This window comes from Gordonia sp. NPDC057258 (genome assembly GCF_042668985.1).
Lineage (GTDB): Bacteria > Actinomycetota > Actinomycetes > Mycobacteriales > Mycobacteriaceae > Gordonia > Gordonia hongkongensis.
This window is the reverse complement of sequence record NZ_JBHUXZ010000041.1, coordinates 1-22,187: the sequence shown is the minus strand read 5'-3', so window position 1 is coordinate 22,187 and position 22,187 is coordinate 1. Positions and strand designations below refer to the sequence as shown.

Here is a 22,187-nt window from a genome sequence, read left to right as displayed (position 1 = left end):
TTGCGTCCGCCCGGTACCGTGATTGCGCATACCCGCTGTTCGGGGCGGGGCCGATGACTGCGGGGACCTCATGAACCCAACCGACCCGAATGCAGCAGCGCTCGTCGCGACGCGGGAGGCCACCGTTCTGGCGCATCTCGAGGCCGAGAATCGGCACGACGTCGCTGCCACGCTGGCGACGTTCAAAGACGGCGCGGCACGTACCGAGTTGCCTGGTGAGATCGCCGATGGCCACGACGCGGTATCGGCCTCATATCACGAACTGTTCACCGCATTGCTGGACATGCATTTCGATGTCGATCCCGAGACGCTGTGCCATCACGACGATCGAGTCATCTGTGAGACGCGAGTTCGCGGAACACATCTGGGCCCATACCGCGGACTTGCCCCGACGGGTCGGTCTCTCGACCTGCCCATCGTCGCGGTGTTCACCTTCGCGGGCTCAGATCTGGTTGCGGAGCGCGCCTACTTCGACCGTCTGGAAATGTTCATGCAGCTCGGGGTCGCGCGGGATCCGAACACCCTCGTCGGCCGGATCGCCACGCTGCTCAATCACCCGATCACGGTCATCGGTGCTGCTGTCCGACGCCGAACCAACCGGTCCGCCGCGTCGGCTTAAGCCCGCTGTGGATCACACGCCTAATCGGCGCCTGACCACATCGATGTCGAACGACGTCGGGTCGAAGGCCGAACCAGGTGTCAGGCCCGCCCACTCGCGTAATTCCAGATGGCGCGGGTGCGTCTCATCGTTGACGGCCTCGATGAAATCCGCCCATCCGGGAACTCCGCCGACATCCTCGAACGGGGCGGTTCCGCCGCCGGCGACGATCGACACCGGCGGTTCGCCGTCATTCATCGGGGTGAATGCCTCGACGACAATGCTCACTTCCCAGCCGTCCCCGAAGTCGTACTCATAGGACACCACGTCGCCGGGCTCGTCGACCAGCTCACCCAGAGTCGAGTCGAAGACGGACTCCGTGTACCTGCCGGCCCGTGCGGTGCCCATCGCCTCGTCTGATAGATACCGGTGCTCGTGGCCGAAGCATGGAGTCGTGAACGCGTAGAGATGCGCATCGTTCCAGGCGAATGCAGCTTGCAGCACTTCGTGGAGTTCGTTCAATGGAACCAACGCGAGTATTCGAATCCGTCGCCAGACTCTGGGTCGGACGCCGGCGAGTTCGGCGCGCACAGTGATCATGGTCGTCGCCTCCCCGCTTTCCGGAATGTGACGTTCCGGAAATCCGTCCCACACAGCGGGTCGCAACCCCTCGGGGACGACGTAGTCACCGTCCTCGTTGAGGACGAGCCACCCGTCCTCGATGATGTGCTCGATGCGAGAATGGGCCCTGGGCATCTCCGGTGAGATCAGCCCGTCATCGCGCAGGGCGGCGAAGCGATCGGCGGCAAACGGCATGATCGTCAGACCGTGGTATACGACGCGCGCGACGATTCCGTCCACAAACTGTGCCATTGCACTCGAATCAGAGGTCAACGCTCTGCCGACGGCCGCAGCCAGCGTGCTGCGTCGCGTCGTCAACGACTCTGATCCACGCCAGGACGCGGCCGCCGGGCCCGGGTAGACATGGGATGGAGTGATTGCGATCAACTGGGCATCCCGGGCGAGCTCCCAGATCTCAGCAAGAACGCGATGATGTTTCATTGCCTTGAGTGCTGCTGCTGGTGGCTCGATCTCCAGCGCATGCAATAGGTCCGGAAGCAGTGCCGGCTTGAGCCATCCACTTGGCGTCACCGGCCGTTTGTGGCCGATCCAGTCCATCAACACATCGAGCCGCTGCAAAACCCGAACCGATTCCAATGCATCGCGCTCGGTGGAGCTGTCGATGTCGTCTACATCGACCTTCAGCCCGCCCATGGAGTCGAGGAGGTATTGCTGGCAAGCCCCCATTACGACATCGGCGCTGATGGCTGCAGTCCACCTGGAAGTGGTGACGAGGAAATCGATGAACAAGCGCAGTGCGAAGACCGCAATGCTTGCCGGTAAGGCGTCGTCCTCTTCCTCTTCCATGTACTCGGCGAAGTCGATTGCCGCATCGACCTCCTCGAGCGACCACTCGGTGGGCCGATGGTCTGGCAACGCGTAGCCGACGGCCAAGTCCAGCGCTCTGACGGCGTCGACGATGGCTGCCTGCTTGTCCGGATCGTCTTCGAACTCCGCGCTGGGCAGCCATCGTTCGAACTCGCGCATGAGCACGTCGATCTCCGAGGTGTCGCGACCGCGGATCGGGATCACATTGCTACTTCGGCGGGCAGCCCGCTTCTTCGCCTTCTCGGCCCGCTTGGCGCCGCGGGATTGCTTGTTTTTCCGGCTCATCGGCGTCGATCGTATCGCGCGCACCGCCGTCATCGGCCAGGTCGAGTGATGGTCCTGCTAGCGCTCGAACGGTCCCGGTTCTGAGGGCCGGGACCGTTCGGCTGTTCGGTATGAAGAGTCCGGACTTTCCGAGTCCTGCCTTGGTCCTGCCTCCACCAACTCGTCGTCCTCCGGGACATCTTCCTTGTTCGCCAGCGCGCTGGGCCACCACACGGGACGGCCGATGTCGTAGACGAGCGCCGGGACGAGCAGGGTCCGGACGATCAACGCGTCGAGGAGGACGCCGAAGGCGACGATGAACGCAATCTGCGCCAGGAAGATCAGCGGGATGACCGCCAGGGCGGAGAACGTCGCCGCGAGGACCACGCCGGCCGAGGTGATGACTCCGCCGGTGACCGTGAGCCCACGGAGAACACCTCGGCGCGTACCGATCTGCAGTGCTTCCTCGCGGACGCGGGTCATCAGGAAGATGTTGTAGTCGATGCCCAGCGCGACCAAGAAGACGAACGCGAACAGCGGCACGACCGGGTCTGCGCCGGGGAATCCGAGGATGTGGTTGAACACGATCGACGAAATTCCCAGAGTGGCCGCGAAACTCAGGATGACGGTGGCCATCAGGAGAATCGGGGCGACGATCGCCCGGAGCAGCGCGCACAGGATGAGCAGCACGACGATGCTGACGATCGGGATGATCAGGTTCCGGTCGTGGATGGCCGTCGTCTTGGTGTCGAGGTCGACCGCCGTCGGACCACCCACGAGCGCGTCGGCGCCGTTGACGTTCCCCACCGCGTCGCGAAGACGCTCGATGGTCTCCTCGGCGGCCAGGGAATCGGCCGGATCGGTCAGGGTCGCCTGCAGAGCGACTCGTCCGTCGACGGTCTTGGGGGCGCCGCCCGGATCGGTGACCGGGACGACCTCGGCGACGCCGTCGACCTTCGTCGCCGTGTTCTGCACCTGCTGCAGCGATGCGGCGTCGGCGATGATGACCGCGGGTGAACCGTCCCCGGCGTCGAAGTGGGCGGTGAGGACGTCTTGGCCCTCCTGCGACTCCACTGCTACGAGGAAGGTGTCGGACTGCGCGACCCCGTCGGCCTTGAACTGGGGGAGGAACAGCGCGAAGAGCACGAGGAGCAACGTCGTGGCCACCCAGAAGCGGCGGGGGTGCCGTCCGATCCGGTTCGCCAGGGCGCCCCAGAAGCGATGATTGCTGCTGTCCTCACGTTGCGCCGACGCCGGGTCGACGACCGGTCGCTTCGGCCAGAAAGCACTGCGTCCGAGCAGGGTCAGCGCCGCAGGGAGGAACGTCATCGACGCCAGGAACGATGCCGCGATGCCGATCGCGGCAACGGGGCCGAGACCGCGGTTGGAGTTCAGATCCGACAGCAGGAGGCACAGCACACCGGCGATGACCGTGCCGGCGGAGGCGGCGACCGGTTCGAGGGTCGCGCGCCACGCGGCCCGCATGGCGTCGTACTTGTCGGCGGTGAGTCGCAGTTCTTCTCGATAGCGGGACACCAGGAGCAGGGCGTAGTCCGTCGCCGCACCGAACACGAGGATGAAGAGGATGCCCTGGCTCTGGCCGTTGAGGGTGAGCACGTCGTTCGACGCGAGCACGTAGACCAGCAGGCTGGCGAGCCCCAGCGCGAACACGGCGGACACGATCACGACGAACGGGAGGATCGGACTGCGGTACACCACGATGAGGATCAGGATGACGACCGCGCCGGCAACCAGTAGCAACAAGCCGTCGATCCCGCCGAACGCCTCAGTGAGGTCGCCCGCGATGCCCGCGGGTCCGGTCACATACACCGACAGTCCCTCGGGCGGGCCGTTCGCGAGTTCTGCACGCAGAGCCTCGATGCTTTCCGAGATCTCCCCGGAGGAGTCGACGGGCACGATCATCTGGATCGCCTGACCATCCTGCGAGCGGATCGGCGGAGACGTTCGCTCGGAGATCCCGTCCGAGCCGGCGACCTTGCCCACCGCCTCGGACACGAACGCGAGGTCGGCCTCGGTGATGCCGCTCGTACGTTCGGCCACCACGACGGCCGGGATCTCGGAGGAGTCCACGAAGTCGGCTTCCAGGCGGGAGACCTCGGTGGCTTCGGCGGACGCGGGCAGGAACGACGTGTTGTCGTTCGCCTGTACGTCACCGAGTTTTCCGGCGAACGGTCCGCCGACAGAACCCAGGGCCAGCCATCCGATAACCAAGAGGGCTGGCAGAATCCATCGCAAGCGACTGACTCGTCGAGCAGAGGTGGGTGGGTTCACGGGCTTCCGTTCGTCGGTTGCGGGTGGAGTGCGTGAGCACCATGATGTTCAGCAGGCTGAACAATTGCAAGTCTGCGCGGTGTGACGTAGAGAATCGGCAGGAAAAGGTGAACGACGGGAACGACGGGATGGACGGGTGGCCGACCGGTCGGCTGCTGTCGGTGGCGGCACGGCTCGTCGAGCACGCCTGGGAGGCGGTACTGCGGGAGTACGACATCTCGAGCGCCGGACTCGTCGTCCTCCATGTGGTGAGCACGGGACCGGCCACCCAGCGCGAGGTCGCCAAGAAGGCCCGGGTGACCGATCAAACTGCGAGCCGCACCATCGAGCGACTGGAACGGATGGGTTACGTGCGGCGTCAGGTCGATCCCGACGACGAGCGGCGAAAGCATGTGAGCGCGACTCCGGCCGGTGCCGAGGTCTACCGCGCATTGCTCGAACGGGAGCGAACCGACCCGGCGCTGATCGCGTCCATCGGCGCGTCAGAACCGGAACTCCGTCGATTGTTGCTCGAACTGATTCGCGTGCAACAGGATCGGAGCTCGGGGCCGTCATAGCGTCGCGTCGGTTGCTCAACCCGCGTCGCGGGCTGCTTCGAGTCCGGCGACGAGCGCGTCGACCTTCGCCCGGTTATCCGCCGACGTCATCAGCCCGACGAACGGCGGGCGCGAGAAGGTGAGGGTCACCTGGAGGAGCTGTTCGCGTTCACCGCCGAACAGCTTCTTCCGTCGGTCGGTCTCGGTGACCTCCGCGGAGACGAACGATGCCGCCGGTAACCGGGTCTTGGACGTGCCGCCGCGGAGTTTCTCGAACCACTCGCCATCGAGCACGACCGTTTCATTCGACAGACCATGGATCTCGAGCACGTGCTACCCCTCGCCCTGCGGATTGTGTCGTGATCACGATATCCGCCGCGAACGTCGATGCCGGGGTTTGCGGCAGATCACAACACCGTTGCCCTTCGACGTCGGCGCGCACTACTGTGCCGATCGTGCATACACCGACCTGCTGGGCCAGCACTCGTTCGGCGACCCGTGGCTGAGGTGAGACTTCGGCAGGCCGACGAAGCCGACACGGACCACCTTGTGGCCGTGTGGCGTTCGGCGGTCGAGGCTACGCACCATTTCCTGACTCCCGCTGACATCGACGGCTTCGCGGATCGGCTCGCACGTGACTTCTTTCCGGCGGTCGAGTTGGTCGTCGCGGAGGCTGACGGAGTGGTCGTCGGCTTCAGCGGAACCGCAGGGAATCGGCTCGAGATGCTGTTCGTCGATCCGGCCGCCCACGGGCGGGGCATCGGCACGGTGCTTCTCGATCACGCGGTCACGCACGGCGGCGTCGACGAACTCGACGTCAACGAACAGAACCCGGACGCCGTGGAGTTCTATCGGCGCAGAGGGTTCGAGCAGGTGGGCCGCTCACCGGTGGATTCCGACGGCCGGCCGTTTCCGTTGCTGCACTTTCGGCGCGCCGCGGTCCCGTGAGACGTAGTTTCACGCCGCGGTGCCGGGCAAATCGCGGGTGCAGAACTTGTTCACCGTCACCACTGCCATTCGAGGTCTCTAGAAGTCTCGCGTACGAGTGTCGGCTCACGTTCGGATGTGTCGAACTGCGACTGCTGCCCTACGCAGCTGATAACGCGCCGAAGACAAACGGGGACGGGAGAGTTCGAGTCCGGCATCGTCGGCGATGTGCTCGACCACCTGGTCGACACTGCGTTCGTCTGCTGGCACATGGCTTGCGAATCGGTCCTCGCCAAGCCGGGCGACGCACCTTCCAGTCTGTTTCATCGCCCAGGTCTCATCGGCGCCGAGGATGGGGCCGAGACGGTGAGCAAGGCGGGCTCTGAGACGTCGATGGATCACTTCTACGGAAGCGGTCAGGGTGTAGTGCCTGACATCGACGCCATGCTCTATGAGTCCACCGACGATCTCGTCGAAGTACTCAGCGTCGACGAGCGTCATGGGAACTATCACCGGACAGTCGCTTGATTGTTCGGCATCCAAGAGGGTTTGGGTGACGCCCGTGCGCCACTGCGGTAGGTCCTGAAAATCGTCGCGCCGGGCGGGCGGCAGCATCTTGTGCATCGCGAATCCGAGGAGTTCGGGATCGGCCACGTGCGACGCAGTCAGCCGGCGGTGAAGCTCGTGAGCGGTCTGTGTCTTACCGACGCCGAAGGCGCCGTTGATCCAGATCAACATGACGTGACGTTACCGACAGGTGGGCAGCGCTTCCGGTGAAGCGGTCAGGGGCGATGTCGGTCCGCCGGTCAGGATTCGTGCCTCCGGTCTTTCTTGGTCTGACGTCGCGCACCGGCGGCGATGGTCGAGGCCTCGTACTTCTTTCGACCGGGTGATTCGCGGGTGTCGTCGGTCCGGATTCGTCCCGACGACGCCACTTTGCCCTTGCCCTTGTCCTTGCCTCTGCCCTTGCCGGTGTCCTTTTCGGATGTCGGGCTGTCGGTACGCGCCCGGGCCAGTCGCTCGGCCTTCAATTCGAGAGCGGCGTCTCGAGAAACCCTGGCCAGTCGACGGCTCACGCGGCTCAAGGCGTCCTCGAAGACCTCGGCTTTCAGCGGCGTTCCGGGCATTTGCTGCTTTCGCGCTCCCACGGCCGCCTTTGGTCTTGACTTTCTCAGCACCCGCACGGCGGTAGAGGGTGACGTGCTTGTTCCGTGCGCGCCGGATTCGCGAGTGCAGATCGATCAGTCCGTCCTCGTCGAGGCCGGCCATCTGTGATTTCTTGGTCTCGCGGACGAGTACATATTCGCTTTCGGACAGGGAATTCAGGGTCTTTTTCATGCCGGTCCTCGCTCGTCATGCCGTCACGTTGCAGTCCTGATGTTAGGTGCCGGCGCGCGCTCGAACTTCGGTTCTGTCCGATTCGGGTCAGATGAACCGGCTCAGGTGTCAGAGGGGGCCGGCGGCGAACCCATCGGCCGGTCGTAGGCTTTCTCGACCTCCGGACGAAGTCGTGCGTCCTCTTCGGCCTTGCGGGCGGCAGTCGTCCACATCTGGGTGACCATGGGCAGGTAATAGGTTGCCGGGGCGCCGAGAATGTAGGTGGCGTTGCCTTCGACGAACGTCTTGTTGGCCGGATCGTCGAGCCCGATCATGCTGTAGTCGTTGTGTACCGGGCGGCCTTCACCACGTCCGCCGACCGAATTCGACGCACTGTGGTTTCGTCGGGCGGCGTCGTTCATGAGGTCGCGGTTGGGTGCATCGGCCCAGTAATCGTATTGTCGCGCAACTATCTTGACGGTGTATCGGGTGTCATCGGGAAAGTTGTTGCCGCCGTAGTCCGCGCGGCATCCTCCCTGGTTGGCGCAACCGTTGTATTTCGATTCGAGATCACCGGTCAGGACGAACGTCACTGTGGCAGGGTCGATGTCGCTGGTGGGACCGTAGGTGCGCAGCCAATCATCCTGAACTTGCGCGCCTTGACTGTGTCCGACGACGATCTTCCGCCCGGGGATCTCGTGCAGCATCTCGTTCAACTTGTCGCGTCCGCGGTGGGTGTTCGTCGCGCCGGGGAAGTTGTTGTACGGCACGTTCACCACTCGATTGGGTGGTGCGAACAGCTCACCGCGCAGCCAGTTCATCGGAAGCGAGCGGAAGGCCGGGTCCAGTGTCAGCACTGTCGCCCCACCCGGGCCCGGCGCTGCACCTGCGACATTCGGTGTCCATTGCCCGATTCCGATTGCCACAATGAGCACCAGGACTATTCGCAGATATTGCTTCATTCTTAGCCGCCTCAGAGGTCTGACGAATGTCTATCACATCGCAAATCTCATTGGGTGGATCCGAGGAAAAGGGACGGCGGTCCGCCGATACAATTTCAGTGTTGTTTGTCGATCTGTGTCGCGAAGCGACCCTGGGATCACACCGAATCGGGTGCGTAGAACTTCGCGGTGGCCGCAGCCGCGGCGGCGACCTGCGCGGGTTCACCTCCGGCCGCGAGGTGTGCCTCTCCCCAGGCCGCCGCGCTACGGCGGATGAACTCACGTCCGTCTGGAGACTTCTCGATTGCTTCGTGGTCAGCGGTTTCGCCATCGACGAGCAGCCGGGTCAGACCGAGGAGCAATAGATCCCAACCGACCCCGCCGGCACCGGGTCCGTACGTCGGGAACAAGGGTTCTCCGACGAATGCCGCATGGATGAGCTCCAACTCGGTGTCCCCTGCCTGGCCGGGGGAGAGGCGCACCCGCACTTCACTGGTTCCAGGCCACTCGTCGGCGTCGGGACCGTAGAGCCAGGTCACCGTGAGGAGGTGCGGGGGGAGTGGACCAGCCATTCGTCGACGTCTCGCAATGGACCGGGTGGTCGACCCACTAGTCGCCGCCACCCGAGCTTCCGCCAGAGGAATCGGAGCCGCCGTCGCCTGACCATCCGCCATCGAAACCGAACCAACTCGAGGACGAGTCGGAGCTTCCCGTATGACGACTGTGCGGCGGCCGGGACGGAGCCCCCGCTGGCCTCTCGGCCCCTCGGCCTTGCACGTGCCTGTTCGCCCCGAAGTCCCGTATTGCGATCGGGAGCACCAGGGCGAGCACGAAGAGCAAGGCGGCTACGACGACGATCAGCCAATCCGGCGCCCCGAGTAACGCGGTGACGATGGTGGTTCCGATCGCGACGAACATCAAGACCGTTCCGAGCGTGATGCGCGGCAATGCTCCTCCTTGATAGCGACGTCGAGGTCGTGTCCGACTGCCGTCTCCGCGACAGGTTACGCAGGTGTTCGTCGGTGTCTCCGTCGAAACTTCACAGGGCCGACGGCTCATCGGCACGTTCGAGTTGACGCGTCCGGGATCATTGGCGACATGGAAACCAAATACGAGGCTTGGCCCGCACTACCGGTGGAGTCGTGGGTCGACACAAGGGACACCGTCCAGTTGTGGACCCAGATCGTCGGCAAGACGCGTCTCGCTCTCGGACCCGAGGTCAACCACTGGTGGGGCGTACCGCTGTATGTGGACGCGCGTGGCCTGACCACGTCCCTGATGGCCGTCGGAGACCGCGGCCTCGAGATCCGCTTCGACTTTCTGGACCACCAGCTGCTCTTCCTCGTCACCGATGGCAGCACCCGTCAGATGAAGCTGGAACCGCGGACGGTCGCCGATTTCTACGCGGAGTACACCGCTCACCTCGCCGACCTCGGCTTCGACATCGCCATCGTCGGTACCCCCGTCGAACTGCCTGATGCGACCCCGTTCGCCGAGGACACCGCCCACTCGTCGTACGACGCCGACGCCGTGTCTCGGTTCTGGCGGTCTCTCGTCAGTGCGCACCGCGTGCTGTCGGAGTTCCGCGGCCGCTTCCGCGGCAAGTCGTCACCGGTCCACTTCTTTTGGGGCGCTTTCGATCTGGCCGTCACACGGTTCTCGGGACGCAGTGCACCCCAGCATCCGGGTGGGGTGCCGAATTGCCCCGACTGGGTGATGCACGAGGCCTACAGCGACGAGGTGTCGAGCGCGGGCTACTGGCCGGGTGGCGCCGAGGAGGGGGCCTTCTACGCCTACGCCTACCCACATCCCGAGGGCTACGACACGCACCCGGCGGTCGAGGCTCCGGCGCGGTGGGATGCCGCACTGGGCGAGTACATCCTGCCGTATCAGCTTGTACGCCAATCGCCGGACCCGGACGCCGTGGTCCTGAAGTTCCTCGAGCAGACTCATCGAGCGGCGGCGGAGACGGCGGGCTGGGACTAGACGCGAGCCGGCGGCGGACGTTTCCGACGTCCAGACGTCGAGGTCTGTTCATCGTTCGTCCTGGCCGGTTGCAATCTCGCTCAGCGGCGCCGCTCGCCACCTAACCCCCGAGCCTATCCGGCGAGCAGAGCGTCCAGCGCTTCGAACGCCGCGCGCCAGCCGGCGGCCGCGTACTCGTACTGCTCGTCGGTGAGGTTGCCACCGGTTTGGCTGAAACGGATCTCGGTGCCGTTGTCGACTGCCATGAAGTCAGCGGTGAGGAGTTCACGTTCATCACCCGGCTCGTCGGTCATCGTCAGTACGAGTCTGTTCGGTCGGCTGACCTCGACGTACTCACCGCGCCAATGGACTTCGGGGAAATCGCCCCCAACGATCATTGTTGCTGCCCAGGTGCCCCCGGGTCGGGCGTCGAGCGATACCGATTCGACGGGGACCTGGTTCGCGCTGCCGCCGAAGAACTCGGCGAACAGAGCCGGCGTCGTCCACGCGTCGAACACGGCGGCGGGAGAAGCGTTCAGTGTGTAGGTGAGGGTTGCCCCGGTTGCGTCCGTCATGGTGTGACTGCCTTCTGGTCGTCGACGTCGGCCGACATCGATGTTTCGCCGCGGACGGCTCGGTCCGCAGGAGGGCAGACCCTCGTTGCTCGCAGAACTCATCGGGCTCACGGCGGGGAGGGTGCGGTTGGGCAGAAGCAGTCGGGCGAGTCCTGATCGGTGCCGATCTACCAATCAGGTCTGCTAGTTTCTCGGCGACGTGCCATTCCAGGCGAAGAGAACCGGTGGGTATCGATTGTGAACGAAGAACCGCGAGCCGGCGGCAAGGCGCCCGCGATGAGGCCGTCCGAGGCGCCGATCGAGGAAGTGCTCGACCGAGCAGTCGGTCCACGTCGGGACGAGGCCGATGAACTGGTCGCCTTGCTCGGTGAGATCTCCGGACACCGGCCCGTCCTCTGGGCCGGCCGCATGATCGGCTTCGGCGAGTACGAGTACCGCTACGCCAGCGGGCATGGCGGTCGGGCGCCGGAACTCGCTTTCGCGCCCGGCCCGAAGAATCACACCATCTACCTGGTCAGCGACTTCGCCACGCAGTGGCCAGATCTCATCGACCGGCTGGGAAAGTGTCGCGTCGCCAAGTCGTGCCTCCACGTCACTCGGCTCCGAGATGTCGATCTCGCAGTGCTGACAACGCTTCTCGAACGATCGTTGGCGCAGACACGCTCGTCCCACGGAGGTTGAGATCACCGCGGGTCCGGTATCCCGCTCAATCGAGATATCCGGTCTCCGGGTTGATGTTCGAGAGGAACTCCCTGATCGACTCGCGGTGGTCGCGAATCGTCGGCAGGGGGAGTGGCAGCGGGGCGGGCGGGAGCCCGTCGTCGCTCTGCCACGCAACTCGCGGCCCGCTGGAGCCGAAGCCGTACCCAGGGTTCGGGCCCGACGTCCACTTGCTTGAATACCCACCGTCGGCACGGACTGTCACTTGAAACAGTTCTCCGTCGACGACCAGATCGACCGGGCAGTCAGCCGGCGCCGGGCGCCAGTCATCGTTCTGTTGCGCAATCATTCGTGGGACGTTAAAGACTCACAGCAGTACTCGCATGGCATTTTCCCGCAAACGGGGGGGCGTGACTCTGAGTGGTGATCAGTGGCCGGGAAAGTAATCCGGCCCGGGGTCATCCGCGGCCGCGGTGGTCGACGCGAGACCGCAGGCGATGCCAGCGCGGCATCAGTTTCCTTAGCGTTCGGTGGGTGGTCACGAGGTCGCGGCGCCGTGCAACCGGGCGGCTTGTCGTCACGAGTTCAGATTGTCGCGCCGCGACTGTCACGGGGTCACCCCGAAGCGGCTCGGAACCGCTTGGTGAAATGCGTTGAGTCGCTGAACCCATGAGCGCGGGCGATCATGGCGTCACGGGCACGGTCGAGGCGGCGTCGGATGACGTGATCCATCAGCCGCCTTTCGGAACTGGGCCAGTCGGCGTACAGCTCCCGGGTCGACACGTTGTGGGCCGCGGCGATCGTCTCGGCCGACAGGCCGGCGTCGGTCAGCTGCTGTGTTGCTTCCCAGGACCCGCGGACACGTTCGCATGCACCTCAGCGATCCGGACTTGTCGCCGGTGTCGATCGCGCGGGCGCACGGCATCACCGTCCGAAAACTGTTCCAGCTCCTCGCCGATGCCGGCACGAGTCTCGAGCAGTGGATCATCACGAGTCGACTCGAGGGCGCGCATGATGACCTCGCGCCGAGACCGCTCATCAACCGGTCGCGGCAATCGCCCGGCGCTGGTGCATCACGAATCCGTCGCACTTCAGTAGACGATCCCGCGCGATGTACGTGATCAGTCCGCGGGCGTGGCGGGTTCTCGCGGCGTCGCGCACACGAGAGCGGATAGGAAACGGCTGACTGAACGAATTGCGACCGGTCTCGGAGAGCTGGCCTCGGAAAACGCGATGTGATGTCACCAGCCGCGTCGCCGGTCAGTCGATTGCACCTCCCGTGCCACCCTACGTTCGTGTCCATTAGCACCGTGCCTGCGGGGAGGTGATTCGATTTCATTCATGAGTCGCGGGTGTCGTCAGGGCGGCGTATCTGAGCAAGACTGCGCCAGAGGAGAAGGGTCGGCATTCCATCAGTTCCAGTCGGGTTGAAGGCTGGTGTGCGTCGAGGACGGGTTTGCCTTTGCAGAGCAAGATCGGGTTGACGATGAGGTGGAACTCATCGACCGCGTTCATCGCATTGAGTGTCGCGATCAAGCTGAGGCTGCCGTAGACGACCACATCGCCGTTGGCGCGATCCTTGATGCGCTGGATCTCGCTGGCGGTCACTTCTGTGACGTGCTGGGTCACCGGCCATGCGGCGATGTCACCGGAACGGGAGGCGACGAACTTGTCGAGCTGGTCGAGGCGACGGGCGTAACGCCGATTGCCGTCGTCGGCGTCGATCGTTCCGGCGGCGACAGCCGGCCAGTAGGAGGCGAAGTCGGCGTGCGTGATCCGGCCGAGCAGGAGCGCGCCGGCGTGCTCGACGAGGGCGAGTTCGTAGTTCATGAGGTCGGAATCGGCGAGTAGCCAGTCCATGGAGTCATCGAGGCCAGCGACATAACCGTCGAGAGTGGTCCACATGCTGATGATCAGTCTGCTCACGATCCTTGCTTCTTTCTCTGGGCCCGAAAAGTCATCGGAGCTGCGCGTCCCGCAGCCAGGGCTCTGCACGTCCTGGCGACGATGGGGGGCTCGTGGCCCCGATAGGCGGTATTTGTGAACTCCTCGCCCGGATAGCTCCGGTCGGGACGGTTGCGCTTTCCGTTCCGCGTATGCGACAGCGCCTCGGGACTACCCGGACAGCACAGCATTCAGCGCTTCGAACGCCGCGTGCCAGCCGGCCGTCGCGTACTCGTACTGCTCATCGGTGAGGTTTCCGCCGGTTTGGCTGAAGCGGAGCTCGGTGCCGGCGTCGACTGCGATGAGGTCCACGGTGAGAAGTTCACGTGCGTCGCCCGGCTCGTCGGTCATCGTCAGCACGAGTTTGCTCGGTCGCTGCACTTCGATGTACTCCCCGCGCCAATGGAACTCGGGCATTTCCGCGTCGGCGATCATGGTTGCGGTCCAGGTGCCTCCGGGTCGGGCGTCCAGCGTGACCGAGTCGACGGGGACCTCATTCGTGGCACCGCCGAAGAAGGCGGCGAAGAGTTGCGGCGTCGTCCACGCGTCGAAGACGGCGTCGGGGGAGGCGTCGACGGTGTGGGTGAGGGTTGCTCCGGTTGTGTCGATCATGGTGATCCTGCCTTGTCGTCGTCGATGTCTGCAGGCATCGGTGGCTCGGTGCGGACGGTCTCGTCCCACCCGGGCAGACTCCCGGCGCGGCGGGAACCCATCGGCGCTCGGACGACGGAAGCGCTGGATGGGTCCAGTCGGCGATCCGCATCAGGATGGAGCGTTTGCCGCCTAGACGCCTTTGTTCTCAGCGCGGTGTGGTCGACCGCATTGGCGGATCGGAAAGATGGTCCGGCCGGACGATCATCCGAGGCCACGGCGGTTGCCGCAGGACCGCCGCCGATCCCAGGGCAGCTGCGACGAGACCGGTGATCACCCCGATGAGAGCCACTACCGTGTCGGGCGCAGGTCGGCGCCGAGGGTGGCCGCTGACCAGCGGATTCGGCCCGGGTGTCACATTCTCGTCGCCGCCGGTGTCTCGAGGGCGAGCACTATCGAACACCACCACGGAAGGCGGGACCATGAACACCACCGACATCAACCAGATCGGCGACGACAAGGCTGACGGGGAGCGGACGCACGTTGTCGTACTGGGTGCGGGCTACGCCGGCGCGATGGCGGCCAACCGGCTCCGGCGTGATCGTGCGGTCGACGTCACGGTCGTGAACCCACAGCCGTTCTTCGTACAGCGCATACGGCTCCACCAGTTCGTTTCGGGGACCGGTGATCCGCAGATCGCATTCGACGATGTGCTGGCCGACGACATCCGCGTTCTCGCCGACACCGCCACGCGCATCGACGCCGACGCACGGCGAGTCCATCTGGCGTCGGGCGCGCACCTCGATTACGACTACCTCATCTACGCGATCGGCACCCGCCACCGCACCCCCGAGATCCCAGGGGCCGCGGACCATGCGCTGTTCATCGCCGATTGGGAGAGTGCACAACGCATGCGCGAACGCGTCGAGGATCTGGCGGCGCACGAGACGGTCACCGTCATCGGCGGGGGACTCACCGGGATCGAGGTTGCGGCAGAACTCGCCGAGAGCGGACACAGCGTCCGGTTGGTGGGCGGCGGTGAGTTCGCGGCTTCGGTGAGCGCCCGGGCTCGACGCGCCACGGAGACGCAGCTGAATCGACTGGGTGTCGATGTCATGGACCAGGGACGTGTGGTCGAGCTCGGGGAGCGGACCGTCACCGTCGACATCGACGGTCAACGAATCGTGCTACCCAGCGCGGCAACGGTTCTCGCGACCGGCTTCGAGGCGCCGGAACTCGCGGCCGCCAGCGGCCTGGAGACCGACGAGATCGGCCGCCTGCGCGCCGACGCCGCCCTGGCCAGCATCGACGACGACCGGATCATCGGCGCCGGTGACGCGGTGGCTGTTGATGGCATGACGCTGCGGATGAGCTGTCAGGCCGCTGAACCACTGGGCGCCCAGGCCGCCGACGCGGTCCTCGCGAAGATCGCCGGTGAGCAGCCGAGCCCTGTCGACCAGGGCTTCGTCGCGCAGTGTGCCAGCATCGGCCGACATGCGGCCACCCTGCAGTTCACGCGCCGCGACGATTCGCCGACGCCGGCGGTGGTGACCGGTCGTCTCGCAGCCTGGACGAAGGAGTTGGTGTGCCGAGAAACCGTGGCCAACATCCGGCGTGAGGCCGCGCGGCCCGGTAAGTTCAGCTGGTTCGGTGCAGCGAAGAGCGCGACCGCCGAGCGTGAACCGGTCGGACGATGACGAACGGCCCGTCGACGAACGGAGTAGCTATGACAGGCGGTCAACTCGACCGTCGCGCAGCACGATTCGCAGAACTGCGGCCGTTGCTGTTCACCGTCGCCTATGAGATCGTCGGTTCCGCCGCCGACGCGGATGATGTCCTGCAGGAGAGCTACCTGAGGTGGGCGGAGGTCGACGACGTCGAAGTCGCCGACCCGAAGGCCTACCTCGCGAAGATCGTCACACGCCAGGCACTCAACACCCTGCGGTCGCGCTCGCGGCGTCGTGAGGAGTACGTCGGCCCGTGGCTCCCCGAGCCGATCCTGCTCGACGACCGCGACCTCGCCGACGACGTCGTACTCGCCGAGTCGGTGTCCACGGCGATGTTGGTGGTGCTGGAATCGCTGAGTCCGGACGAGCGTGCAGTGTTCGTGTTGCGCGAGGTGTTCGGGTTCTCCTACGCCGAGATCGGATCGATGGTCTCGAAGTCGTCGGCCGCGGTGCGCCAGATCGCGCACCGCGCCCGGTCGCATGTCGAGTCGCGGCGGCCCCGGTTCGAGCCGGTCGACGCCCAACGCGCCGGAGCGGTTGTCGAGGAGTTTCTCGCCGCCGCGCAGTCAGGTGAGGTCGAATCGCTCATGGCGCTGCTGTCGCCCGACGTCGTGTTCACCGCCGACAGTGACGGCAAGGCCACGGCGGTGAAACGGCCCATTCAGGGTTCGCTGCCGGTGGCGCGCCTGCTCACCGGATTCGCGCGACTCGGGACGACGATCGACGACTATCGCGCGGAGGTGGCGGTGCTCAATCACGAGCCCGGCATGCTCGTGTACTTCGACGGAAAACTGCAGGGCGTGTTCACGTTCCACATTGTCGACGGCGTGATCGACCAGATCTACGCGATGCGCAATCCCGACAAGCTCGCCGGGGTCGAGGAACCGCGAACGATCGCACGGTGACGTTCACCCGGCACGTTTCTATGCGGGAACAAGGCGATGAGGGCCGCGCCGGGCCTTGTTCTGCGACGATGGTCCGATGTTGCACAACTTGTCGACTCCCGCATCGCTCAGGTCGGTGCTGCGAGTTCGCACTGGTTTTCGGCATGGCATGCCGACGACAGAGTTGCGGATGAATCTGGCTCCTGACGCAGTGTGGGCGACGATCACCGATGTGAACGCCTGGCCGTCATGGGGACCCACGGTTTTCGGGGCGCAGGTAGACGGTGACGTCGAGTTGGCCTCTGGGACACGCGGAACGATCACGACTGTCGCGGGGGTACCCGTGCCGTTCGAGATCACCGAGTTCGTCGACGGACGATTGTGGGCGTGGAAGGTGGCGGGTGTGAACGCGACGCGGCACGAGGTGATCCCGGTGGCGGGTGGCTGCATTCTCAGCTTCGGTGCGCCGGTCTGGGCGGTACCGTATCTGCCGGTACTGGCCATCGCGTTGCCGCGGATCGAACGGATCGCGTCTGGTCTCGGAAGCTGACCTCGAAAGGCGCTGCTGCGTCAGAGATGTGATGACACCGGCCCCGCCGCGTCAGTCGATTGCCGCTGCCGGCGGCCTCAGGGCATCGCGCTGAACGAAGATACCGACAACGACGCCGACGATGGTCAAGAGCACGACCAGGGCTACCCCCGGAATCACGTACCCTATCCCGTCGGGGCAGACCCACACCTGCTGCCCATCGATCGTGGTCGAGGAACAGCCCAGGTGCAGCACGGACTCGGACAGATAGATCAGCGGCCACGCCAGAGCGACCGCTGTCGGTACCGCGACCGCAACACTGACCAGGAGGATTCCGATCAGTGTCGACAGTGAGCGCAGAAGCCGCGAGTCCGTCATCGCCTCACTGTACGAGCGACCGTCGCCCAATATCAGTGCCCCGGACCGACGCCATCATGAGAGCAGTCCACTGGGTGTCACGGCCACCCACCGGCCATCGCTGGGTGGTAGGTCTTTCCACCCGCGGGAGTGGGCACGGTCGCAGATGATGCGTTCGCATCGCGGGCGGTCGGCGGGGGAGGCGTGCCATCGTTCGACGGCGGCGGCGATCGTGGGAAGCACGGTCACGTGTGGACCCATCGTTGGGTGGCGGGACTCCGCAGCGTATACGTCGCTCCAGAAATGACTCCCGACGACTGGGTGGACAAAACCGTCACCGATTCGGGCCGACATCATCTTGCTGTAGGCGCGCGTGCCCGCAGCATGAACTCCGTCGTCGTGGTCGCCGCCGAGGGCGAACATCAACTCTTCACCGAGCTGCTGCTGATGAACGGTTGTCATCGAATGCCCGTCGATGACCGGTTCGCCGGGTGCTCGGCGGCGAAATCTGGACATGATGTCGGCGACCGTGGCGGCGATCTCCGGGGGGATCAGCGGCGGGACAGAGTTCGCCGGCTCGTCACTGGTGAAAGCGAGGTACCGGAGGCTCTCTCCGACGAACGTGTCCCACGTTCCCTCCACGATTGAGTACTGGGTGACGGAATAGATGAATTGGTCGAATACGTCACGGGCAAACGGGACGCTCCGGCGTAGCAGGTCGACCTGGGCGAGAGGTACAGCACGGTGCAAGCGGGATTCGAGGAGACGGTCCTCGTGGTACAGACTCACTTCGATCCCCATGCACTCGGCAAACCGACGGTCGACGCCGTCGGGCATGAGGTCACCTGTGACCAGTAGAACACGGAAACCACCGGATGTGATCGGTCAGCCTTCACGTCTTCAGAGCTTGACGGCAGTTTCCGGCCAACCGGCCACGTATCACTCTGCACGACAGACGTTCTCGTGGTGAGAGCTGTTGGTGTAGAGGTGGTAGTCGCAGCTCGGGGTGTACATCCGAGGCCCACCCGGTGGGGGAGACACGACACGCTGAATGGCCGGCCCAGATCGCGAGGTAGCAGTCGTCGGAACTGCGCGTCACCACAGCCAGGGCTCTGTACGTCCGGGTGACGACGGCGTGGTCGCCGCCGACGTAGAGAGGGTGAACGCCGTCGCACGGCTCAATTCGCGCAGCGTGTGTTACCGTACTGAAACACTCGTTTCAGTGAGATTACTCGGAGGTCGCGATGACCCAGGGAACAGCAGCGGCGTGGTCGACCCCGCCGTCCGGTGGTGTCGTGCTCCGTCCGTTCGGCAAGCCAGGCGACCTCGGGTGGGTCGTACAGACCAACGGCGAGGTGTACGCGCGCGAGTTCGGTTGGGACATAACGATCGAGACGCTGGTCGCCGACATCGTTGCCGCCTTTGCCCGCAACCACGACGAAGACACCGAGGCCGGCTGGGTCGCCGAACTCGACGGCGCGCGGGTCGGCTCGGTGTTCTGCACTCGTGGACAGGATGAGCGCACCGCCAAGCTGCGAGTGCTCGTGGTCGATCCGAAGGCGCGAGGGCACTCGCTGGGTCGACGTCTGGTCGGGACCAGCGTCGATTTCGCGAGGCGAGCGGGCTATGAGCGGATGGAACTCTGGACGGTCGACTCCCTGACTTCAGCTCGTCGCGTCTACATTGACGCCGGATTCGCGCTGGACACCGAGTGGTCGAGCCGCCTGTTCGGAAAAGATCTGGTCGAACAGACCTGGTCACAAACTCTGTGAGCGCGCCACGGCCTGAGCTGGCGACAGGCTCTGCCCGTCGAGTCCAGCTCCTCGACGCCGCATACGCCTACATCGTCGACAACGGGGCAGCCTCCCTGTCGCTACGACCGTTGGCGACCGCGATCGGGTCGAGTCCGCGTGTGCTGCTGTACTTGTTCGGCAGCAAGGATGGACTCATCCAGGCACTGCTGCAGCACGCTCGCGCCGACCAGATGGAATCGATGGCGGGGCGCGTAGTCCTCGCAAAACAGCCTGCTGCACGGGATATCTTCGCCGTTGCACGAGCGGTGTGGGAATGGCTGTCCACGCCTTCGCAACGACCGGTACTGGCATTGTGGGTCGAGGCTTACGGTCGAGCGCTCACCGACCCCGACGGCCCGTGGAGCCTGTTCGCGCAGGGGACTGTCGACGACTGGCTGACGATGCTCGCCGAGGCGCAACCGACAGGCGTCCGGCAAACGTCGAAGGCCGAAAGTGAACGGACGGCTGTTCTCGCCGTCCTCCGTGGCGGTCTCCTCGACCTGCTGGCAACCGGCGACGTCCGACGAACCACAACCGCTGTCCACATGGCTCTGGACTCTCTGGCTGGACGAGTCGTGCCCGAGGGCCCGCAGTAGTGGGTGATCGGCGCGGGTTAATACAGCAGATGAGTATGCAATCATCTACTTGACATAATATCTATTATCGGCTAAAAACGAGGCTAGTGGAAGGCTAGTATTGCGGCTATCATGTAGCCATGACGACAGTGCCACTCGGTGAAGCTAAGGACAAGCTCTCCGCGCTGGTCGACAGCGCCGAGAGCACGCACGACATCATCACGATCACCAAGCACGGCAAACCCGCCGCGGTGCTGATGTCGGCCGACGACCTCGAATCGCTGCACGAGACGATCTACTGGCTCTCACGCGCCGGCGTCCGCGACGACGTCGCTACCGCAGACGCCGAGTACGCGGCCGGTGAGACCGTCTCCATCGACGACCTGCGCGCCGAACACGGCATGCCGCCGAAATGAGCGACGCTCCGACAGACTCGTCCGCCCCGTACCGGGTTGAGGTCGCATCCCCAGCTCGACGCGACCTTCAACGACTCCCATCCCGGATCGTCCACGCCGTCATCGAATTCATCTCCGGGCCGCTCGCCGAGAACCCCCACCGGCTTAGCAAGCCGCTGCGCGACGACCTCGCAGACCTTCACAGCGCCCGCCGCGGCGATTATCGCATCCTGCTCCGCATCGACGACCCCAACCACACCATCGTCATTGTCAGAATCGACCACCGAGCCCACGCCTACCGCACCTGAGTCTGGTGCGTTGAATTCTCAACCGACCCGGCGGTACTTCCTGTGCATTGCCTGCTTCGTCGTTCCAAGGAGCGTGCCGATCTCTGCCCACGACAGTCCTGCCAGGCGTGCCCGCCGCACCGCGACTTCCTCCTCGCGGGCAATCTCCCGTCGCCAATCTGCGACTCGGGAAAGCTGCTCGATTGGTGTCTCGTCGTCGTCGCCGCGGTCCAGTCCAGTCCTCATGCAGACCAGCGTGCCCGTGTCTCCGCGATCCGTCAACATTGGTTGACGGAAACCAGTTTGAATCACTGCTCGTCGTCAGTACCCGCATTCCTGGGCTGTCGACCAGCTCTAAGACCTCATCATCGCGCTGCAACGCCAGGTCAGCATGATCATCGCCGCCTCAAGACCACTTGTAGTGGTGACGATGGAGTGATCGTAAGCGGAACACGCACTATCCATCACCGCTGTGCGAGCTGTCAGCCTCGCCATCGGTGCTATCCGGGGGTCCCGAGCGACGGTCCGGCCAGTTGGAAGGGTCGGGCAGCAAGCTGCGATCACCACCGAAGGCATCGCCGAGCCCGAAACCGCCATTGCGAATGGCCATATCCAGTCCTGAAGACTTCCACAACCTGGAAGCCACGTCATCGAAAGCTCCAGGGTTGGTCTTGCTTAGCGACAGCAACGCGTCGTTCAGAGCACCCTCTTAGCGAAGAATGCCTGTGCGGCGACGACTCCGACTGCGAACGAGCTGCAGCACGAATGGCCGAGGCCCACCTGCCTAACGCCCACCAGCTCCTGACGATGCTCGCCGACACCCTCGGCTACAGCCTCACCAAGCGGTAAGTAGGAACGAAGCCTCCCGCTGCCCGGACATCCCAGGCAGCGGGAGGCTTTCGCTCATACGTGGTTATGCCTGCGTGAGGCGGTCCTCGCGCTCGCGGACCAGTCGCACGATCCCCTGGAACACGCGGTACCCGCGTGCCCGCTGGTACCCGCTCACCGCTCGGTCGTACACCGCCGCGACCGGAAGGGTCTCCGACTCCAGACCGCGGTCCTCGACCAGCTCCTCGTAGATCGAGTTGAACGGAGCGATCCAGTTGTTCAGGCGGCGATCGGGACCGTAGTCGCCCAGCCGGTACACCGACTCCCGCGAGACGAACCCGCCGTTGCGGATGAGATTTTCGCGCTAAACAAGTTCTCTTACGAACCGGCCCTCGGTGCCATAGATTGAGCCGGGACTCACCGTAAGGTGGGTCGATGGTAGCCACTTTCGCCGTATCGCGTGCAGGCAAGGCCCAGGTCGTCGCCGCCGCTATCATCGGCTTCGTAGTCGGGATGTTCGTCGTGATCCCGCTCGCCCATCTGACACGGAGCTGGCTGGGCTTGTCGGAACCCACCGCCGCGCCCCTGGATGCACCGGTGGACAGGCCGCTCATCGCCACGTACTGGGTTCCGTGGTTGCTGGCATGGGCGGTGCTACTGAATCACCCTAGGTTCTGTGCCGCCTCCAATGTGGGCTGGTCCTCGGGGCCGAGGCCAGCGTAGTGAAGCGTTTCGAGCTCGGTCGGGGGGATC

General features: G+C 64.8%; 26 protein-coding genes and 2 pseudogenes. 13 read left to right on the top strand and 15 right to left on the bottom strand.

Going from position 1 to position 22,187, the window contains the following annotated elements; translation table 11 throughout:
• Positions 1–70: 70 nt before the first annotated feature.
• The gene (locus ACFUEJ_RS21145) at positions 71–619 is read left to right on the top strand and encodes an ester cyclase (RefSeq protein ID WP_388031646.1); all 549 of its coding nucleotides are present in this window, start codon (positions 71–73) and stop codon (positions 617–619) included.
• A 12-nt stretch (positions 620–631) separates the two neighbouring features.
• Here the strand turns inward: ACFUEJ_RS21145 and ACFUEJ_RS21140 are convergent, their stop codons facing one another.
• Both ACFUEJ_RS21140 and ACFUEJ_RS21135 read right to left on the bottom strand, forming a co-directional pair.
• Entirely contained in the window at positions 632–2,332 is a 1,701-nt protein-coding gene (locus ACFUEJ_RS21140; RefSeq protein ID WP_388031643.1) for a plasmid pRiA4b ORF-3 family protein, read from the bottom strand.
• Between the two features lie 57 nt (positions 2,333–2,389).
• Entirely contained in the window at positions 2,390–4,603 is a 2,214-nt protein-coding gene (locus ACFUEJ_RS21135; protein ID WP_388031641.1) for an MMPL family transporter, read from the bottom strand.
• 41 nt (positions 4,604–4,644) lie between these two features.
• Here ACFUEJ_RS21135 and ACFUEJ_RS21130 point away from each other — a divergent pair, with 41 nt between their 5' ends.
• Entirely contained in the window at positions 4,645–5,160 is a 516-nt protein-coding gene (locus ACFUEJ_RS21130; protein WP_226514240.1) for a MarR family winged helix-turn-helix transcriptional regulator, read from the top strand.
• A 15-nt stretch (positions 5,161–5,175) separates the two neighbouring features.
• Here ACFUEJ_RS21130 and ACFUEJ_RS21125 read toward each other — a convergent pair whose 3' ends face one another.
• Complete coding sequence (locus tag ACFUEJ_RS21125; protein ID WP_388031638.1) at positions 5,176–5,469, bottom strand: hypothetical protein; 294 nt, start codon at positions 5,467–5,469, stop codon at positions 5,176–5,178.
• A gap of 219 nt (positions 5,470–5,688) precedes the next feature.
• Here ACFUEJ_RS21125 and ACFUEJ_RS21120 point away from each other — a divergent pair, with 219 nt between their 5' ends.
• Complete coding sequence (locus ACFUEJ_RS21120) at positions 5,689–6,087, top strand: GNAT family N-acetyltransferase (protein WP_388031636.1); 399 nt, start codon at positions 5,689–5,691, stop codon at positions 6,085–6,087.
• A 105-nt stretch (positions 6,088–6,192) separates the two neighbouring features.
• Here the strand turns inward: ACFUEJ_RS21120 and ACFUEJ_RS21115 are convergent, their stop codons facing one another.
• The 4 genes and pseudogenes from ACFUEJ_RS21115 to ACFUEJ_RS21100 form a co-directional block, all read right to left on the bottom strand.
• Positions 6,193–6,804 (bottom strand): AAA family ATPase, encoded by a 612-nt coding sequence (locus tag ACFUEJ_RS21115; RefSeq protein ID WP_388031634.1) that lies wholly within the window; start codon positions 6,802–6,804, stop codon positions 6,193–6,195.
• Positions 6,805–6,872: 68 nt separating this feature from the next.
• Positions 6,873–7,404, bottom strand: a pseudogene (locus ACFUEJ_RS21110) (hypothetical protein).
• A 101-nt stretch (positions 7,405–7,505) separates the two neighbouring features.
• A complete protein-coding gene (locus ACFUEJ_RS21105; protein WP_388031677.1) occupies positions 7,506–8,204 on the bottom strand; it encodes a PE-PPE domain-containing protein in 699 nt (232 codons plus the stop codon).
• A gap of 278 nt (positions 8,205–8,482) precedes the next feature.
• Positions 8,483–8,896 carry a hypothetical protein gene (locus ACFUEJ_RS21100; protein WP_388031631.1) on the bottom strand — a complete coding sequence of 138 codons (414 nt, stop codon included), beginning with the start codon at positions 8,894–8,896 and terminating at the stop codon, positions 8,483–8,485.
• Between the two features lie 526 nt (positions 8,897–9,422).
• Between ACFUEJ_RS21100 and ACFUEJ_RS21095 the strand changes: the two genes are divergently transcribed.
• Positions 9,423–10,310 carry a DUF5996 family protein gene (locus ACFUEJ_RS21095; protein ID WP_065631659.1) on the top strand — a complete coding sequence of 296 codons (888 nt, stop codon included), beginning with the start codon at positions 9,423–9,425 and terminating at the stop codon, positions 10,308–10,310.
• Positions 10,311–10,423: 113 nt separating this feature from the next.
• Here the strand turns inward: ACFUEJ_RS21095 and ACFUEJ_RS21090 are convergent, their stop codons facing one another.
• On the bottom strand, positions 10,424–10,864 hold the full coding sequence (locus ACFUEJ_RS21090; protein ID WP_065631660.1) for an SRPBCC domain-containing protein: 441 nt from the start codon (positions 10,862–10,864) through the stop codon (positions 10,424–10,426).
• Between the two features lie 276 nt (positions 10,865–11,140).
• Between ACFUEJ_RS21090 and ACFUEJ_RS21085 the strand changes: the two genes are divergently transcribed.
• On the top strand, positions 11,141–11,545 hold the full coding sequence (locus ACFUEJ_RS21085; RefSeq protein WP_068970457.1) for a DUF1801 domain-containing protein: 405 nt from the start codon (positions 11,141–11,143) through the stop codon (positions 11,543–11,545).
• A 25-nt stretch (positions 11,546–11,570) separates the two neighbouring features.
• On the opposite strand, the gene ACFUEJ_RS21080 is transcribed toward ACFUEJ_RS21085, so the two are convergent.
• From ACFUEJ_RS21080 to ACFUEJ_RS21065, 4 genes and pseudogenes are all read right to left on the bottom strand, one after another.
• Entirely contained in the window at positions 11,571–11,873 is a 303-nt protein-coding gene (locus tag ACFUEJ_RS21080; RefSeq protein WP_068970445.1) for a hypothetical protein, read from the bottom strand.
• A gap of 986 nt (positions 11,874–12,859) precedes the next feature.
• A complete protein-coding gene (locus ACFUEJ_RS21075) occupies positions 12,860–13,450 on the bottom strand; it encodes a dihydrofolate reductase family protein (RefSeq protein WP_065631663.1) in 591 nt (196 codons plus the stop codon).
• Positions 13,451–13,639: 189 nt separating this feature from the next.
• Positions 13,640–14,080, bottom strand: a complete 441-nt coding sequence (locus ACFUEJ_RS21070; protein ID WP_068970444.1) for an SRPBCC domain-containing protein — start codon at positions 14,078–14,080, stop codon at positions 13,640–13,642.
• Between the two features lie 187 nt (positions 14,081–14,267).
• A pseudogene (locus tag ACFUEJ_RS21065) lies at positions 14,268–14,447 on the bottom strand (hypothetical protein); the annotation flags it as partial.
• A gap of 94 nt (positions 14,448–14,541) precedes the next feature.
• On the opposite strand from ACFUEJ_RS21065, the gene ACFUEJ_RS21060 reads away from it, so the two are divergent.
• The 3 genes from ACFUEJ_RS21060 (at position 14,542) to ACFUEJ_RS21050 (ending at position 17,220) form a co-directional block, all read left to right on the top strand.
• Positions 14,542–15,756 carry an NAD(P)/FAD-dependent oxidoreductase gene (locus tag ACFUEJ_RS21060; RefSeq protein ID WP_065631664.1) on the top strand — a complete coding sequence of 405 codons (1,215 nt, stop codon included), beginning with the start codon at positions 14,542–14,544 and terminating at the stop codon, positions 15,754–15,756.
• A 29-nt stretch (positions 15,757–15,785) separates the two neighbouring features.
• Positions 15,786–16,691, top strand: coding sequence for an RNA polymerase sigma-70 factor (locus ACFUEJ_RS21055; RefSeq protein ID WP_065631665.1), 906 nt, complete (start codon positions 15,786–15,788; stop codon positions 16,689–16,691).
• A gap of 148 nt (positions 16,692–16,839) precedes the next feature.
• Complete coding sequence (locus tag ACFUEJ_RS21050) at positions 16,840–17,220, top strand: SRPBCC family protein (protein ID WP_065631666.1); 381 nt, start codon at positions 16,840–16,842, stop codon at positions 17,218–17,220.
• Between the two features lie 51 nt (positions 17,221–17,271).
• Here ACFUEJ_RS21050 and ACFUEJ_RS21045 read toward each other — a convergent pair whose 3' ends face one another.
• Positions 17,272–17,577 (bottom strand): hypothetical protein, encoded by a 306-nt coding sequence (locus ACFUEJ_RS21045; protein ID WP_068970442.1) that lies wholly within the window; start codon positions 17,575–17,577, stop codon positions 17,272–17,274.
• Between the two features lie 282 nt (positions 17,578–17,859).
• On the opposite strand from ACFUEJ_RS21045, the gene ACFUEJ_RS21040 reads away from it, so the two are divergent.
• From ACFUEJ_RS21040 to ACFUEJ_RS21020, 5 genes are all read left to right on the top strand, one after another.
• Positions 17,860–18,204, top strand: coding sequence for a hypothetical protein (locus tag ACFUEJ_RS21040; protein ID WP_388031624.1), 345 nt, complete (start codon positions 17,860–17,862; stop codon positions 18,202–18,204).
• A 596-nt stretch (positions 18,205–18,800) separates the two neighbouring features.
• Positions 18,801–19,328: a GNAT family N-acetyltransferase gene (locus ACFUEJ_RS21035; RefSeq protein ID WP_065631669.1), complete on the top strand. Its 528-nt coding sequence runs from the start codon at positions 18,801–18,803 to the stop codon at positions 19,326–19,328.
• A complete protein-coding gene (locus ACFUEJ_RS21030) occupies positions 19,325–19,945 on the top strand; it encodes a TetR/AcrR family transcriptional regulator (RefSeq protein WP_223258858.1) in 621 nt (206 codons plus the stop codon). The genes ACFUEJ_RS21035 and ACFUEJ_RS21030 overlap by 4 nt, the downstream gene beginning before the upstream one ends.
• Positions 19,946–20,064: 119 nt before the next feature.
• Positions 20,065–20,340, top strand: coding sequence for a type II toxin-antitoxin system Phd/YefM family antitoxin (locus ACFUEJ_RS21025; protein WP_055477309.1), 276 nt, complete (start codon positions 20,065–20,067; stop codon positions 20,338–20,340).
• On the top strand, positions 20,337–20,627 hold the full coding sequence (locus ACFUEJ_RS21020; protein WP_055477308.1) for a type II toxin-antitoxin system RelE/ParE family toxin: 291 nt from the start codon (positions 20,337–20,339) through the stop codon (positions 20,625–20,627). The genes ACFUEJ_RS21025 and ACFUEJ_RS21020 overlap by 4 nt, the downstream gene beginning before the upstream one ends.
• Positions 20,628–20,645: 18 nt before the next feature.
• Here ACFUEJ_RS21020 and ACFUEJ_RS21015 read toward each other — a convergent pair whose 3' ends face one another.
• Positions 20,646–20,852, bottom strand: a complete 207-nt coding sequence (locus ACFUEJ_RS21015) for a hypothetical protein (RefSeq protein WP_055477311.1) — start codon at positions 20,850–20,852, stop codon at positions 20,646–20,648.
• A 667-nt stretch (positions 20,853–21,519) separates the two neighbouring features.
• Positions 21,520–21,753 carry a hypothetical protein gene (locus tag ACFUEJ_RS21010; RefSeq protein WP_055477307.1) on the bottom strand — a complete coding sequence of 78 codons (234 nt, stop codon included), beginning with the start codon at positions 21,751–21,753 and terminating at the stop codon, positions 21,520–21,522.
• Positions 21,754–22,187 lie beyond the last annotated feature (434 nt).

Excerpts from the sequence above, each read along its gene's own strand:
- ACFUEJ_RS21140 (WP_388031643.1), bottom strand. The coding sequence starts at position 2,332 with ATGAGCCGGAAAAACAAGCAATCCCGCGGCGCCAAGCGGGCCGAGAAG.
- ACFUEJ_RS21145 (WP_388031646.1), top strand. The coding sequence starts at position 71 with ATGAACCCAACCGACCCGAATGCAGCAGCGCTCGTCGCGACGCGGGAG.
- ACFUEJ_RS21090 (WP_065631660.1), bottom strand. The coding sequence starts at position 10,864 with ATGACGGACGCAACCGGGGCAACCCTCACCTACACACTGAACGCTTCT.
- ACFUEJ_RS21060 (WP_065631664.1), top strand. The coding sequence starts at position 14,542 with ATGAACACCACCGACATCAACCAGATCGGCGACGACAAGGCTGACGGG.
- ACFUEJ_RS21070 (WP_068970444.1), bottom strand. The coding sequence starts at position 14,080 with ATGATCGACACAACCGGAGCAACCCTCACCCACACCGTCGACGCCTCC.
- ACFUEJ_RS21130 (WP_226514240.1), top strand. The coding sequence starts at position 4,645 with ATGATGTTCAGCAGGCTGAACAATTGCAAGTCTGCGCGGTGTGACGTA.
- ACFUEJ_RS21015 (WP_055477311.1), bottom strand. The coding sequence starts at position 20,852 with ATGAGGACTGGACTGGACCGCGGCGACGACGACGAGACACCAATCGAG.
- ACFUEJ_RS21035 (WP_065631669.1), top strand. The coding sequence starts at position 18,801 with ATGACCCAGGGAACAGCAGCGGCGTGGTCGACCCCGCCGTCCGGTGGT.
- ACFUEJ_RS21095 (WP_065631659.1), top strand. The coding sequence starts at position 9,423 with ATGGAAACCAAATACGAGGCTTGGCCCGCACTACCGGTGGAGTCGTGG.
- ACFUEJ_RS21080 (WP_068970445.1), bottom strand. The coding sequence starts at position 11,873 with ATGATTGCGCAACAGAACGATGACTGGCGCCCGGCGCCGGCTGACTGC.
- ACFUEJ_RS21020 (WP_055477308.1), top strand. The coding sequence starts at position 20,337 with ATGAGCGACGCTCCGACAGACTCGTCCGCCCCGTACCGGGTTGAGGTC.
- ACFUEJ_RS21045 (WP_068970442.1), bottom strand. The coding sequence starts at position 17,577 with ATGACGGACTCGCGGCTTCTGCGCTCACTGTCGACACTGATCGGAATC.
- ACFUEJ_RS21055 (WP_065631665.1), top strand. The coding sequence starts at position 15,786 with ATGACAGGCGGTCAACTCGACCGTCGCGCAGCACGATTCGCAGAACTG.
- ACFUEJ_RS21115 (WP_388031634.1), bottom strand. The coding sequence starts at position 6,804 with ATGTTGATCTGGATCAACGGCGCCTTCGGCGTCGGTAAGACACAGACC.
- ACFUEJ_RS21085 (WP_068970457.1), top strand. The coding sequence starts at position 11,141 with ATGAGGCCGTCCGAGGCGCCGATCGAGGAAGTGCTCGACCGAGCAGTC.
- ACFUEJ_RS21050 (WP_065631666.1), top strand. The coding sequence starts at position 16,840 with ATGCCGACGACAGAGTTGCGGATGAATCTGGCTCCTGACGCAGTGTGG.
- ACFUEJ_RS21040 (WP_388031624.1), top strand. The coding sequence starts at position 17,860 with ATGACTCCCGACGACTGGGTGGACAAAACCGTCACCGATTCGGGCCGA.
- ACFUEJ_RS21105 (WP_388031677.1), bottom strand. The coding sequence starts at position 8,204 with ATGAACTGGCTGCGCGGTGAGCTGTTCGCACCACCCAATCGAGTGGTG.
- ACFUEJ_RS21100 (WP_388031631.1), bottom strand. The coding sequence starts at position 8,896 with ATGGCTGGTCCACTCCCCCCGCACCTCCTCACGGTGACCTGGCTCTAC.
- ACFUEJ_RS21025 (WP_055477309.1), top strand. The coding sequence starts at position 20,065 with ATGACGACAGTGCCACTCGGTGAAGCTAAGGACAAGCTCTCCGCGCTG.